Raw genomic sequence first — 13,711 nt, forward strand, 5'->3', positions numbered from 1 at the left:
TGCGCCACCGTAACGCACGTTACGATGGCGCAGAGATGACTTACTTGGTCACCAGCTTCAGATCGACCGGAATAGTGGCCGGCACTTTTTCGCCTTTTAACACTTTATCGGCGGTTTCAATACCAATCACCCCGATCTGATCCGGGCGCTGTGCCACGGTTGCAGCCAGTTTGCCACCTTCAACCGCTTTCACCCCATCATCGGTGCCGTCAAAACCCACTACTACCACATCGGTTTTACCGGCTGTTTGCAGCGCACGCAGTGCACCCAGCGCCATTTCATCGTTCTGGGCGAATACCGCCTGCACGTCTGGATGCGCAGTCAGCAGGTTCTGCATCACGTTCAGACCCTTGGTGCGATCGAAATCCGCTGGCTGGCTAGCCAACAGTTTGAATTTGTTCTGTTCCAGAGACTGTTTGAAACCTTCACCACGCTCACGTGCCGCAGAAGTTCCAGCGATACCTTCCAACTGGATCACTTTCGCGTCAGCCCCGGCTTTCTTGGCAATAAAGTCACCGGCCATTTTACCGCCAGCACGGTTATCGGAAGCAATATGGCTGACCACTTCACCTTTGGCTGCCGCGCGGTCCAGCGTGATTACCGGGATCTTGGCCTGGTTGGCCATCTTGATGGCGTTACCGACAGCATCGGAATCGGTTGGGTTGATCAGCAGCAGCTTCGGTTGCTGCACCATCAGATCCTGCACGTTAGCCAGCTCTTTTGCCGGGTTGTTCTGAGAATCCAGCACCACCAGGTTGTAGCCCAGTTTGTTGGCTTCCTGCTGCGCACCGTCTTTCATCGAAACAAAGAACGGGTTGTTCAGCGTCGAAACCACCAGCGCGATAGTGTCTTTAGCCAACGCGTTGGCACTCAACGTGGCCGACAGAGCAATAGCAGAAGCGAATACGGCCAGTTTTTTCATTTTCATGTTCGAGATTCCTGTAGGAGAAGAAGTGTCCGTGAATACTGCGGGCCGACAAGCCCGCCTCTAAAGAGACTTACTGCTTTTTGTTATCTACCAGAACCGCCAGCAAAATAACGGCTGCTTTTACGATCATTTGGTAGTAGGAAGAAACACCCAACAAATTCAAACCGTTGTTCAGGAAGCCCAGGATCAGCGCACCAATCAGTGTGCCGACAATGCGCCCCTTGCCTCCTGCCAGGCTGGTGCCGCCCAACACTACCGCTGCGATAGCATCCAGCTCATAGCCAGTACCAGCGGTTGGTTGTGCCGATGACAGGCGTGCAACTTCAATCACTCCGGCCAATGCTGCCAGCAGGCCGCACAGCGAGTAAACGATGATTTTCACTTTATCGACGCTGATGCCAGACAAACGGGTCGCGGCCTCGTTCCCCCCGAGCGCGTAGATATAACGGCCCAAGCGGGTGTGATGCAACATGTACCAGACGGCAATAAACACGATCGCCATAATCCAGATCGGTGTAGGTATACCCAGTGGGCGGCCAATACCGAACCAGCCGAAAGTATCGGCCACATCGGTAAAACCGGTGTTGATCGGGCTGCCGCTGGTATACACCATGGTGACACCGCGCAGCAGCAGCATCATTACCAGCGTGGCGATAAATGCCTGAACCTTGCCTTTCGCCACAATAATCCCGGTGCAGGCCCCCACGGCAGCCCCCAACGCTAAAGCCGCCGCTACAGCGACTACCGCATTGATTTCAAAGCCGACGATTGATGCTGCGACCGCACCGGTAAGCGCCAGCAGTGAACCTACTGACAAATCGATACCGGAAGTCAGGATCACCAGCGTCATGCCCACCGCCATAATGGCGTTCACCGACGTTTGCTGCAGAATATTGAACAGGTTGTTGAGGGTGAAGAAATTCGGGCTCATCGAAGACACCACGGCAATCAGCACCAGCAGCGCAATCAGCGATTTCTGCTCTAACAGCCACTCTTTACTGAACCAGCGCTTTGCGACACTCTGGGAACTCATATCTGATTTACTCCTGCTTTACGCCGTATTGCTTGCCGACGGCCGCTGCCATCAACACTTCTTGAGTGGCCTGTTCAATTGGGAATTCACCGCTGAGATGGCCTTCGTGCATCACCAGAATGCGGTCACTCATGCCCAGCACTTCTGGCATTTCTGAAGACACCAGAATGATGCTCAGCCCTTCCTGCTTGAACTGGTTAATTAATTGATAGATCTCTTTCTTGGCTCCGACGTCGACGCCGCGCGTCGGTTCATCGAGGATCAGCACCTTCGGCCGGGTCATTAAACCGCGGGCGATCGCCACTTTCTGCTGGTTACCACCAGAAAGCAGGCCTATCGGCTGCTCCATTGAGGGGGTTTTAACATTGAACAGGCGGATAAAATCGCTCACCGCCTGCTGCTCATCGGCATGTTTCAGGCTGCCACCGCGGCGGCTGAAATAGCGCAAGGCGGTTAGCGACATGTTCTCCTTCACCGACATCCCCAACACTAAACCATCGCGTTTACGGTCTTCGGAAATATAGACGATGCCATTCGCCAACCCATCCTGTGGTGAATGGGTGACGACCTCATGACCATCAAGATTAACGATGCCGCTTTTACGCGGTGCTGCACCGTAAAGAATCTTCATCAATTCGGTGCGCCCGGCGCCCATCAGGCCAGCTACGCCCAAAATTTCGCCCCGATACAGGGTAAAACTGACGTCGTGAACGCCTGGGCCTGAAACATGGCTGACTTGTAGACGTTTTTCTCCACGCGGCAGATTCAGGCGCGGATACTGTTCTTCCAGCTTGCGGCCCACCATCATTTCGATCAACGAATCTTCTTGCAGCTCGTCCACCGGGCGTTCGGCAATAAACTGACCGTCACGGAACACGGTAACGTCGTCACAGATTTCAAAGATCTCTTTCAGGCGGTGGGAAATATAAACAATGCCACGGCCTTCGGCTTTCAGCTCATTGATGACGCTAAATAAAGAGGCGGTTTCAGTATCGGTCAGCGCGTCGGTCGGCTCATCCATAATGATGACTTTCGATTCGAAACTCAGCACTTTGGCAATTTCTACCATCTGCTGATCGCCAATCGACAATTCCCCCACCAGCCGGTGGCTGCTGTAACGCAAATTCAGGCGCGCCAGCAGTTTATCTGCTTCGGCGTACATGCGTTTCCAGTCGATGCGGCCGAAACGGCTCACGAACTCACGGCCAAGAAAAATGTTTTCGGCAATGGTCAGTTGCGGGATCAGGTTCAATTCCTGGTGAATAATGCCGATACCCGCTTCTTGCGAATCCTTCGGGCCGTTAAACACCACCTCTTTACCCAGAAAACGCTGGCTGCCCGCATCTTTGCTGTAGATACCGGTCAGCACTTTCATCATGGTGGATTTCCCGGCGCCATTTTCCCCCACCAGCGCCATCACCCTGCCAGGGTAGACACTGAGGGCAGCGCCAGAAAGCGCCTTGACGCCGGGAAAGGCTTTATCGATCCCTTGCAGTTGCATTAACGGTTGCATAATTGCCTCAGAAAGTGACGCCGGAGCAGAGAATGACGTTGGCATATGGCGAACATTCTCCACTGCGGATCACCGCTCGGCTGTGCTCGGTTTGTACTTTAAACTCGCTGTGACTAATATAGCTCACGCTTATGGTATTTCCCTGGTGTTGGCTAAGTTGTTGCAATTGAGCTAGCAACGCTTCATGGAGCAGCGGATTTTGTTTAACTATCTCTTCCGCCAGAATAGCGTTTTCTACCTGCATTTCCTGCGTAACCACCCCGACCACCTGTAAAAACGTCGGTACTCCTTGGGTCAGCGCCAGATCGACACGCTGCGCCGCTGCCGGGATCGGCAGCCCTGCGTCGCAAATAGTGATCTGATCGGTATGACCGAGGCGGGACACAACCGCAGAAACTTCAGAATTTAGTAGCACGCCTTTTTTCATGTTCTCACTCCAACAGCGAAACGTTTCGCTCGTGAAAGAGTTTAAAAAAACAACAGGGGAAGGCAATGATCAAGTTGCAAAAATGTGATCGCCATCGAAACGTTTCGCTCGTGCTCGACAAACAGACAAAGAAAAGGGCTTAGTCAGTCAACTAAGCCCTCGGGGGATTATATCTCGACCTGGGTTCCCAGCTCGATAACGCGGTTTGGCGGGATCTCAAACTGGTCTGGAGCACGTAGTGCGTTGCGGCTCAGCGCGATAAACAATTTGCCGCGCAGGAACAGATACCAAGGCCGTTTGGTCAGGATCAGCGATTCGTGCGACATAAAGAATGAGGTTTCCATCATTCGGCACGGTAACCCCTCCAAACCGCAGCGGTGGAACACTTCTTCCACGTTTGGTGTTTCACGCCAGCCATAGCTGGCGACTACGCGCCAGAAGGTCGGCGACAGTTGTTCGATGGTCACCCGGCGTAGGTTATGCACATAGGGTGCATCTTCGGTACGCAGCGTCAGTATTACCACACGTTCATGCAGCACTTTGTTGTGCTTGAGATTATGCAGCAACGCAAAGGGGATCACGTTGATGGCCCGAGACATAAACACGGCGGTACCAGGTACGCGAACCGGCGGGGATTTTTCCAGTGAGGCGATCATCGCCTCAAGGGAGTTGCCATGCTCATGAATACGGCGCAACAGGCTGAAACGCTCGCTTTTCCAGGTGGTCATGATAATAAACATCACCAACGCCAACGTCAGCGGCAACCAACCGCCAGAGAACAGTTTCAGCGCATTGGCAGAGAACATCGGCACATCAATAATCAGCAGGATCGCCAAAGTACCAACCACCAAGAAGCGATTCCAGTGCCAATTTTTGAGCGCTACCGAAGTGATCAGCACACTGGTTAATACCATGGTGCCGGTAACCGCAATACCATATGCCGCTGCCAGGTTGCTGGAGTGTTCAAAGCCCACGATCACCAACACCACCGAGATGTACAGTATCCAGTTGACCACCGGGATATAGATCTGGCCCGACTCCATTTCTGACGTGTGGATAATGCGCATCGGTGACAGATACCCCAAACGCACCGCTTGCCGGGTCAGAGAGAATACGCCAGAAATCACCGCCTGCGAGGCGATCACCGTAGCCAGCGTAGCCAGGATCAGCAGTGGGATCAGGGCCCAGTCGGGCGCCAACAGGAAGAAAGGGTTCTTGATCGCCTCAGGGTTTTTCAGCAGCAATGCCCCCTGGCCAAAGTAATTAAGCACCAGAGAAGGCAGTACTACGGTAAACCAGGCCAAGCGGATCGGGAATTTACCGAAGTGGCCCATATCAGCATACAACGCCTCCACGCCGGTAATCGCCAGCACCACCGCACCGAGCGCAAAGAACGAGACCTTCTTATATTCAATAAAGAAGTTCAGCGCCCACTTCGGATTCAACGCCTGTAGCACTTCGGGATTATCGATAATGCTGCGCGCGCCGAGCAGAGCCAGCACAATAAACCACAGCAGCATTACCGGCGCAAACAGCTTACCGACGCTGCCGGTGCCATGCTTTTGAATAACGAACAATAGGGTCAGAACCAGAATAGACAGCGGCACAATATAGGGATCAAGCGACGGCGCGGCAATTTCCAGCCCCTCAATGGCCGACATCACCGAAATTGCTGGGGTGATCACCACCTCACCATAGAAGAAACTGCCACCAATCAGGCCAAGTATCACCAACCATGAGGTAGTGCGTGACGAGGTATTACGCCCGGCCAGCGACATCAATGTCAGAATTCCGCCTTCACCGGCGTTATCGGCACGCATCACGTAGGTGAGATACTTCAGGGAAACGATAACCACCAGCATCCAGAAGATCAGGGAAAGAAAACCAAAGACCACATCAGGACGGACATCAAAACCATAATGCCCGGAGAAACACTCTCTCAAGGTATAGAGAGGGCTGGTGCCGATATCACCGTAAACCACCCCGATAGCCGCCAAGGTTACCGCCGATAAAGACTGTTTATGTTCTGTGCTCATAATTCGTTTCTTTTCTGGAACATCCGTCAGCCGTTACATCCGCACCAAGCTAAAGATACGGGCTCTTAATGATCCGTTACGCCCACGTCGCCAATGGACTTCAAGTGTAGTTGAGCAACCGACAATACTACGGCTTGAAACCAAAAGGAGATAAAAGGCGCACAGTATGCACCATTTATCGGGGTTGCCTATCCTGATCTCTACCGCTAAAAATCAACAAAATGTGAACCAGATATCCTCTTGATAAGAGAAAAATAATACTAATCAACAATCTATGCTATTTAGAAAAAGGTGGTTTCTCATCGAATTCTCCAGCAAGATTGATTATCAGCCGATTAAACCGGCCCTAACCCCCGGACAACGCGGACTATTTTATGGCGTCATCATCACTTCTGGCAGAACGGATTTCCCGCCTCAGCAGTGCGCTGGAGAGCGGCCTTTATGAACGACAGGAAGCCATCCGGTTATGTTTGCTGGCTGCGTTGTGTGGCGAAAGCGTGTTCCTGCTTGGCCCACCGGGGATCGCCAAAAGCCTTATCGCCCGTCGGTTGAAGTTTGCTTTCCGCAGCGCCCGCTCGTTCGAATATCTGATGACGCGTTTTTCCACGCCGGAAGAAGTGTTCGGCCCCTTGTCGATTCAGGCGCTAAAAGATGAAGGGCGCTACCAGCGCTTAACCTCTGGTTATTTACCCGAGGCGGAAATCGTGTTTCTCGATGAGATCTGGAAAGCGGGCCCGGCGATCCTCAATACGTTGCTGACAGCGATCAACGAACGCCGCTTCCGCAATGGCAATAGTGAAGAAGCCATCCCACTGCGTCTGCTGGTCACCGCATCCAACGAACTGCCAGAAGCCGACAACAGCCTTGAGGCCTTGTACGACCGTATGTTGATCCGCCTGTGGCTCGATAAGGTGCAGGATAAGCAGAACTTCCGTTCTTTGCTGGTTAATCGCCAGAGTGAAAGTGAAAACCCAGTGCCTGAAGCGTTGAGCATCAGCGATGAAGAATTCCACCAGTGGCAGCCGCAGATCGATAAAGTCAAACTGCCGGAAAACTGCTTTGAGCTGATCTTCCTGCTGCGCCAGCGTTTGGACGCGTTGGAACAGGCGCCTTATGTTTCCGATCGTCGCTGGAAAAAATCCCTGCGCTTGCTGCAAGCCAGCGCGTTCTTTAGCGGCCGCGATACCATTGCGCCGCTGGATTTAATGCTGCTGAAAGATTGCCTGTGGCACGATCTCACCTCGCTGAAACTGTTGCAGCAACAGGTCGACCAACTGCTGGCTGAACAGGCTTACCAGCAACAGACGCTGTTAATCCAGCTCCAGCAGACGCATACCCGTTGGATGCAGCACCAACAGCAACAAAGCGACCGCCAGGCTATCTATCTGGTAAAAAAAGGCGGTATGTTCAGCCGTAAACCGCAATATGCGCTGGCAACGCCGCTCGGTGGCAGCACATTAACCCTGCTGCTGCAAAAACCGCTGCAACTGCACGATATCCAGGTTAATCACCTCAGCATCGAAAGCAGCGCGTTGGAAAACTGGCTGCAAAAGGGCGGCGATGTGCGTGCCAAACTGAACGGCATTGGTTTTGCCCAGCAGATTGAACTGGAAGTGGACGACCAACTGCATTTGACGGTGCTGGATGTCAGCCGCCAGCCTGCGTTACTGGCTTCAGCGGGCAAACCGACCGGTGGCACACCGCAGGCGCTGCTGGACGAAATGGAAACCCTGACCCAACGCCTGGCAGAACAGCGCCGGTTATTCAGCCTGCATCAGCCATGCCTGTTTGTTCCAGCCAGCGGCTTGGCAAAGATCGAAGCCAGCCTGCTACAGGTTGCCGAACAGATTAAGCAGCAATACCAGCAGATGCGCGGTCAATAACGATGCTCAGCCTTGAAACGATTGATCTGCTGCTGTCGATCGCCGAAGGAGAACTGATCGAAGAGATGATCATTGGCATGTTGGCGGCCCCGCAGCTAATGATGTTTTTCAATAAATTCCCGGCGATACGCCGAGCGCTTAACCGCGATCTGCCACGCTGGAGATTACAGCTAAAAGAACGCATTCATCAGGCCATGGTACCCCCCGCACTGGCACAGGAGTTTTACCGTTATCAGCAGTGCCAGTTGGAAAATAACGCCCAGTTTTTTCACAACCTCAGCGATACGCTTGAACTGTTGCGCCAGTTGATTTCGCCCTTTTATAAACAGGCGCAAGAGCTGGTTGACGCAGCCGATCTGCACAACCACCCAGACAGTTTCCAAACGCTGTTTTTACAGCGCTGGCGCATTAGCCTGACGCTACAGGCCACCATGCTGCATCATCAGTTGCTTGAGCAAGAACGCGAACAGTTGATGGCCGAACTACAGGAACGGTTGGCATTAAGTGGCGCGTTGGAACCAGTACTGGCAGAAAACGATACCGCCGCCGGGCGCTTGTGGGATATGAGCAAAGGCCATTTACAGCGAGGTGACTATCAGCGGCTGGTGGAATACGGCGATTTTCTGCAACAGCAGCCGGAATTGCAAAAACTGGCACAGCAGTTGGGACGCAGTTATGAGGCCAAAGCGGTGCTTCAGCAGGACGCTCAGCCCGAACCTTTCCGCATGATGGTACAGGTTCCTGCCATCCAGCCAGAAGAGGTCAGCGGTATTCACCAAAGTGACGACATCCTGCGTTTATTGCCGCCCGAATTGGCAACCTTGGGTATTGAAGAGTTGGAGTTTGAGTTTTACCGGCGATTGCTGGAAAAACGCTTGCTGAGCTATCGCCTGCAAGGCGATGCGTGGCAGGAGCAGATCGTGATGCGCCAGGTCACACATAAACAGCAGGATCAACAGCCGCGCGGGCCGTTTATCGTCTGCGTTGACACATCAGGATCGATGGGCGGCTTTAACGAACAGTGCGCCAAAGCCTTTTGTCTAGCCTTGTTGCGCATCGCGCTGGCGGATAACCGCCGTTGTTACATCATGCTGTTTGCCAACCAGATTGTGCACTATGAACTGACCGCCGCCAGCGGTATTGAACAAGCGGTGCGTTTTCTTGGCCAGCATTTCCGTGGCGGTACCGATCTGGCCGCCTGTCTGAGCGCAACGGTGAGTAAAATGGCAGAAAGTGGCTGGTTTGATGCCGACGCGGTGATTATTTCTGACTTTATTGCCCAGCGATTGCCAGACGAGGTGATAAAAAAGGTGAAATTACAACAGCAAAGCCACCAGCAACGTTTTCATGCGGTGGCGATGTCTGCTTATGGCAAACCCGGTATCATGCGCATCTTTGATCATATCTGGCGCTTTGATACCGGGTTAAAAAGCCGCTTAATGCGCCGCTGGCGGCGCTAAAAGCAACTTACAGCAGACCTTCGACCGCTTCACGCACTTCAGGTGCCCACACGCCACACTGCACTTGGCCGATATGCGACAGTTGCAGCAACAGCATCACCAGGCGCGATTGACCAATACCGCCACCGATGGTCTGCGGCATTTCACCGCGCAGCAACGACTGGTGCCATTCCAGCTTCAGGCGATCCTGATCGTCGGTCAGCGCCAACTGATGCTGAAGCGCTGCGGCGTCGACGCGGATCCCCATGGAAGAGAGTTCAAACGCATCCTGTAATACCGGGTTCCACACCACGATATCGCCGTTCAGGCCAGCCAGCCCATCGGCAGCCGGTGTCGTCCAGTCATCATAATCCGGGGCACGCACGTCATGTGATTTGCCATGCGACAGTTTGCCGCCGATACCGATCAGGAACACGGCACCCAGCTCTTTGGCAATGGCGCGTTCACGACCTTTAGCGTCCAACTCCGGGTAACGTTGCAGCAGGGTTTCACTGTGAACAAAATGAATCTGTTCTGGCAGGAACGGGGCCAGGCCATATTCACGGCTCACCGCCGCTTCCGTTTCTTTTATAGAAGCATAGATACGCGTAACGGTATCTTGCAGGTAAGCCAGGTTGCGCTCGCTATCGCCCATCACGCGCTCCCAATCCCACTGATCGACATATACTGAATGGATTGGCGTCAGGCGATCTTCATCTGGGCGCAGCGCTTTCATATGGGTATACAAGCCTTCGCCCGCGCTGAAATCGTAGCTACCCAGGGTTTTACGCTTCCACTTTGCCAGGGAATGCACCACCTCAAACGTAGCGTCTGGTAAGGTTTTCACTTTAACCTGTACCGCTTTCTCGCTGCCGGAAAGGTTGTCTTGCGTGCCATCACCCAGGCGGCTGAGGATCGGAGCCTGGACTTCAATCAAACCCAACTGCTGTTCCAGTTGGCGAGAAAAGAAGGATTTCACGAAGCTGATTTGTTGTTGTTTTTGAATAAACTGCTTTTTCATTGCCGTATCTCTTAAATAACCTGTCTAGTTGCCAACGATTAAGCAACAGAATGGCATCACAATTCAATATCCAGCAATCAATATTGCCTTTTCATTTTTAATCGTTCATTTTTAAGCGATGATAATTCAACAATCAGCAATTAAAGGGGGATTTAATGGCGGAAATTTATCAGATCGATAATCTCGATCGCGGCATTCTCAACGCCTTAATGGCCAATGCCCGTACTGCCTACGCCGAACTGGCGAAGACGTTTGCCGTCAGCCCCGGCACGATCCACGTGCGGGTAGAGAAAATGAAGCAGGCTGGCATCATTACCGGCGCACGGGTGGACGTGAACCCAAAACAGCTGGGTTACGACGTCTGCTGCTTTATCGGCATTATATTAAAGAGTGCTAAAGACTATCCTTCAGCATTGAGAAAGCTCGAAAGCCTGGAGGAAGTGGTGGAGGCTTATTACACCACCGGGCACTACAGCGTGTTTATCAAGGTGATGTGCCGTTCAATAGATGCGTTGCAACAGGTACTTATCAACAAGATCCAGACTATCGACGAGATCCAGTCAACCGAGACCCTGATCTCGCTGCAGAACCCCATTATGCGCACCATTGTGCCTTAACGGATCAATTTCTATACCCCTATTATCCACAGGTAGATCCCAGCTGATTCACAGCGTACAATGCTGCCTCTTCGGAAAGGTTGGGATCATTCATGGCAGACATTACTCTGATCAGTGGCAGTACGCTCGGCAGTGCTGAGTACGTCGCTGAGCATTTGGCGGAAAAGCTCGAAGCAGCAGGTTTCTCTACGGAAATGCTGCATGGCCCTGAATTAGATGAATTGGCGCTGAATGGCCGCTGGCTGGTGGTTTCCTCCACCCATGGAGCCGGGGATTTACCGGATAATCTTCAGCCACTGCTGGAGCAAATCGCAGAACAGCAACCCGATCTCTCCTTAGTCACATTTGGTGCCGTCGGTTTGGGCAGTTCTGAGTACGATACCTTCTGTGGTGCGATCAAACAGATCGACGATCTTTTAGTGGCTCGTGGAGCGAAAAGGATCGGCGATCGACTCGAGATCGACGTGACCCAACACGAAATTCCCGAGGATCCTGCCGAGGAATGGGTGAAAAATTGGATTAATTTACTCTAATTTGTTCAAAGATCACGCGAACGATTGTGTATAACTAGGCTTATAAGCAGGGTAAAACCCGTAGTTATCCCAATAACAACTGCTGTACGCTTTCCAGGCTGTGGATAACATGCCATTTAGATCCCAGCTTATACTGGCCAGGATCACCGATCATTAACAGCAATCGATCCTCATTAATCTGCTGATCTTCATGATGAATAATCACTTATCCACAGAGGATCGCGATCCTAATAAGAGATCTAATAAAGAGATCTTTAAATAAAAAAGATCTTCTTTTAATTACCAACGATCCTGACCGCTTGGTCGATCGTCTAAACTTGAGTAGAATCCTCCCCCCAGGGCAGATCAAGATCGTTCGCAAGTACTTCGAGGTGCAGTTCCATGTTTTATCCAGAGCAATTTGACGTCATCATCATCGGTGGTGGCCATGCCGGTACCGAAGCGGCCATGGCTGCGGCACGCATGGGTCGTCAGACTTTATTACTGACTCACAATATCGATACGCTGGGACAAATGTCCTGTAATCCGGCGATCGGCGGTATTGGGAAAGGGCATCTGGTTAAAGAAATTGATGCACTCGGCGGCTTGATGGCCACGGCGATCGATCATGCCGGTATCCAGTTTAGGATACTAAACGCCAGCAAAGGCCCGGCGGTCAGAGCAACCCGTGCTCAGGCCGATCGTGTGTTGTATCGCCTGGCGATCCGCACCGCTCTGGAGAACCAGCCAAACCTGACTCTCTTCCAACAGGCGGTTGAGGATCTGATCGTGGAAAACGATCGGGTGGTAGGGGCTGTTACCCAAATGGGACTGAAGTTCCGTGCCAAAGCGGTGGTGCTGACCGTGGGGACTTTCCTGGATGGCAAGATCCATATTGGCCTAGAGAACTACAGCGGTGGCCGTGCTGGCGATCCTCCGTCGATCTCACTGTCACAGCGCCTACGTGAATTACCGCTGCGCGTTAACCGCCTGAAAACCGGTACACCACCACGTATCGATGCACGAACTATCGATTTCAGCGTGTTGGCTGAACAACATGGCGACACACCGAGCCCGGTGTTTTCATTCCTGGGCAATGCCAGCCAGCATCCGCAGCAAATGCCGTGCTACATCACGCATACCAACGAAAAAACCCATGATGTGATCCGCAATAACCTCGATCGTAGCCCGATGTACGCCGGGATCATCGAAGGGATCGGGCCACGTTACTGCCCATCGATCGAAGATAAGGTGATGCGTTTTGCCGATCGTAACTCGCATCAGATCTTCCTGGAGCCAGAAGGGCTGACCAGCAACGAGATCTATCCCAACGGCATTTCCACCAGCCTGCCGTTTGACGTGCAGATGCAGATCGTTCGTTCGATGGAAGGAATGCAGAACGCACGTATCGTTCGCCCTGGTTACGCCATTGAGTATGATTTCTTTGATCCACGCGATTTGAAACCCACGCTGGAAAGCAAATTTATTCAGGGGCTGTTCTTTGCTGGCCAGATCAACGGCACCACCGGTTACGAAGAAGCCGCAGCGCAAGGTTTGCTGGCCGGTCTGAACGCCGGGCGTTATGCCACCGAAGACGAAGGCTGGTCACCACGACGCGATCAGGCTTATTTGGGCGTACTGGTGGACGATCTCAGTACCTTGGGCACCAAAGAGCCATACCGTATGTTTACCTCACGGGCTGAATACCGCTTGATGCTGCGCGAAGATAACGCCGATCTGCGTCTGACCGAAAAAGGCCGTGAATTGGGGCTGGTAGACGATCTCCGCTGGGCCCGTTACAACGAAAAATTAGAGCATATTGAGCAGGAACGTCAGCGTCTGCGCGATATCTGGGTACATCCACATTCCGAAAACGTGGAGCAGGTTAACGCACTGCTGAAAGCCCCGCTGTCACGCGAAGCCAATGGCGAAGAACTGCTGCGCCGTCCTGAAATGGATTATACCCAGTTGACAGGTGTTGCCGCTTTTGCCCCCGCGCTGGCGGATACGCAAGCCGCTGAACAGGTGGAAATTCAGGTGAAATATGAAGGCTACATCGTGCGCCAGCAGGAAGAGATCGAGAAACAGCAGCGTAACGAGAATACCCTGCTGCCATTGGATCTCGACTATCGCCAGGTTTCTGGGTTATCGAACGAAGTGATCGCCAAGCTTAACGATCACAAACCGAACTCGATCGGCCAGGCGTCTCGCATTTCAGGTATCACCCCGGCAGCCATTTCCATTCTGCTGATCTGGCTGAAAAAGCAGGGCTTACTGCGCCGCAGCGCATAAATCCTACGTT

At 52.7% G+C, this 13,711-nt stretch carries 11 protein-coding genes; 5 read left to right on the forward strand and 6 right to left on the reverse strand.

Annotation, left to right across the window (positions count from 1 at the left end; genetic code table 11):
• Positions 1–40 precede the first annotated feature (40 nt).
• From rbsB to kup, 5 genes are all read right to left on the reverse strand, one after another.
• Entirely contained in the window at positions 41–928 is an 888-nt protein-coding gene (rbsB, locus tag ACX1CU_RS23840) for a ribose ABC transporter substrate-binding protein RbsB (protein WP_076943890.1), read from the reverse strand.
• 70 nt (positions 929–998) lie between these two features.
• A complete protein-coding gene (rbsC, locus tag ACX1CU_RS23845; RefSeq protein WP_459400631.1) occupies positions 999–1,961 on the reverse strand; it encodes a ribose ABC transporter permease in 963 nt (320 codons plus the stop codon).
• A 7-nt stretch (positions 1,962–1,968) separates the two neighbouring features.
• A complete protein-coding gene (rbsA, locus tag ACX1CU_RS23850) occupies positions 1,969–3,474 on the reverse strand; it encodes a ribose ABC transporter ATP-binding protein RbsA (protein ID WP_459402899.1) in 1,506 nt (501 codons plus the stop codon).
• 7 nt (positions 3,475–3,481) lie between these two features.
• A complete protein-coding gene (gene rbsD, locus ACX1CU_RS23855; protein WP_459400632.1) occupies positions 3,482–3,901 on the reverse strand; it encodes a D-ribose pyranase in 420 nt (139 codons plus the stop codon).
• Between the two features lie 167 nt (positions 3,902–4,068).
• On the reverse strand, positions 4,069–5,937 hold the full coding sequence (gene kup, locus ACX1CU_RS23860; RefSeq protein ID WP_459400633.1) for a low affinity potassium transporter Kup: 1,869 nt from the start codon (positions 5,935–5,937) through the stop codon (positions 4,069–4,071).
• Between the two features lie 374 nt (positions 5,938–6,311).
• On the opposite strand from kup, the gene ravA reads away from it, so the two are divergent.
• Together ravA and viaA are read left to right on the forward strand one after the other, a co-directional pair.
• Positions 6,312–7,820 (forward strand): ATPase RavA, encoded by a 1,509-nt coding sequence (gene ravA, locus ACX1CU_RS23865; RefSeq protein WP_459400634.1) that lies wholly within the window; start codon positions 6,312–6,314, stop codon positions 7,818–7,820.
• Positions 7,821–7,822: 2 nt separating this feature from the next.
• Complete coding sequence (gene viaA, locus ACX1CU_RS23870) at positions 7,823–9,280, forward strand: ATPase RavA stimulator ViaA (RefSeq protein ID WP_459400635.1); 1,458 nt, start codon at positions 7,823–7,825, stop codon at positions 9,278–9,280.
• 7 nt (positions 9,281–9,287) lie between these two features.
• On the opposite strand, the gene asnA is transcribed toward viaA, so the two are convergent.
• A complete protein-coding gene (gene asnA, locus ACX1CU_RS23875) occupies positions 9,288–10,280 on the reverse strand; it encodes an aspartate--ammonia ligase (protein ID WP_459400636.1) in 993 nt (330 codons plus the stop codon).
• Between the two features lie 155 nt (positions 10,281–10,435).
• On the opposite strand from asnA, the gene asnC reads away from it, so the two are divergent.
• The 3 genes from asnC to mnmG all read left to right on the forward strand — a co-directional run bounded on the left by asnC (position 10,436) and on the right by mnmG (position 13,701).
• Positions 10,436–10,897, forward strand: coding sequence for a transcriptional regulator AsnC (gene asnC, locus ACX1CU_RS23880; RefSeq protein ID WP_459400637.1), 462 nt, complete (start codon positions 10,436–10,438; stop codon positions 10,895–10,897).
• Positions 10,898–10,989: 92 nt separating this feature from the next.
• Entirely contained in the window at positions 10,990–11,430 is a 441-nt protein-coding gene (mioC, locus tag ACX1CU_RS23885) for an FMN-binding protein MioC (RefSeq protein WP_459400638.1), read from the forward strand.
• 381 nt (positions 11,431–11,811) lie between these two features.
• Positions 11,812–13,701: a tRNA uridine-5-carboxymethylaminomethyl(34) synthesis enzyme MnmG gene (gene mnmG / locus ACX1CU_RS23890; RefSeq protein WP_459400639.1), complete on the forward strand. Its 1,890-nt coding sequence runs from the start codon at positions 11,812–11,814 to the stop codon at positions 13,699–13,701.
• The last annotated feature ends 10 nt before the right edge of the window (positions 13,702–13,711 follow it).

The organism is Serratia sp. D1N4, assembly GCF_054552755.1.

Bases quoted from the DNA above. Each gene is read 5' to 3' on its own strand.
- rbsA (WP_459402899.1), bottom strand. From the start codon at position 3,474: ATGCAACCGTTAATGCAACTGCAAGGGATCGATAAAGCCTTTCCCGGC.
- rbsC (WP_459400631.1), bottom strand. From the start codon at position 1,961: ATGAGTTCCCAGAGTGTCGCAAAGCGCTGGTTCAGTAAAGAGTGGCTG.
- ravA (WP_459400634.1), top strand. From the start codon at position 6,312: ATGGCGTCATCATCACTTCTGGCAGAACGGATTTCCCGCCTCAGCAGT.
- mioC (WP_459400638.1), top strand. From the start codon at position 10,990: ATGGCAGACATTACTCTGATCAGTGGCAGTACGCTCGGCAGTGCTGAG.
- asnA (WP_459400636.1), bottom strand. From the start codon at position 10,280: ATGAAAAAGCAGTTTATTCAAAAACAACAACAAATCAGCTTCGTGAAA.
- asnC (WP_459400637.1), top strand. From the start codon at position 10,436: ATGGCGGAAATTTATCAGATCGATAATCTCGATCGCGGCATTCTCAAC.
- mnmG (WP_459400639.1), top strand. From the start codon at position 11,812: ATGTTTTATCCAGAGCAATTTGACGTCATCATCATCGGTGGTGGCCAT.
- viaA (WP_459400635.1), top strand. From the start codon at position 7,823: ATGCTCAGCCTTGAAACGATTGATCTGCTGCTGTCGATCGCCGAAGGA.
- kup (WP_459400633.1), bottom strand. From the start codon at position 5,937: ATGAGCACAGAACATAAACAGTCTTTATCGGCGGTAACCTTGGCGGCT.
- rbsD (WP_459400632.1), bottom strand. From the start codon at position 3,901: ATGAAAAAAGGCGTGCTACTAAATTCTGAAGTTTCTGCGGTTGTGTCC.
- rbsB (WP_076943890.1), bottom strand. From the start codon at position 928: ATGAAAATGAAAAAACTGGCCGTATTCGCTTCTGCTATTGCTCTGTCG.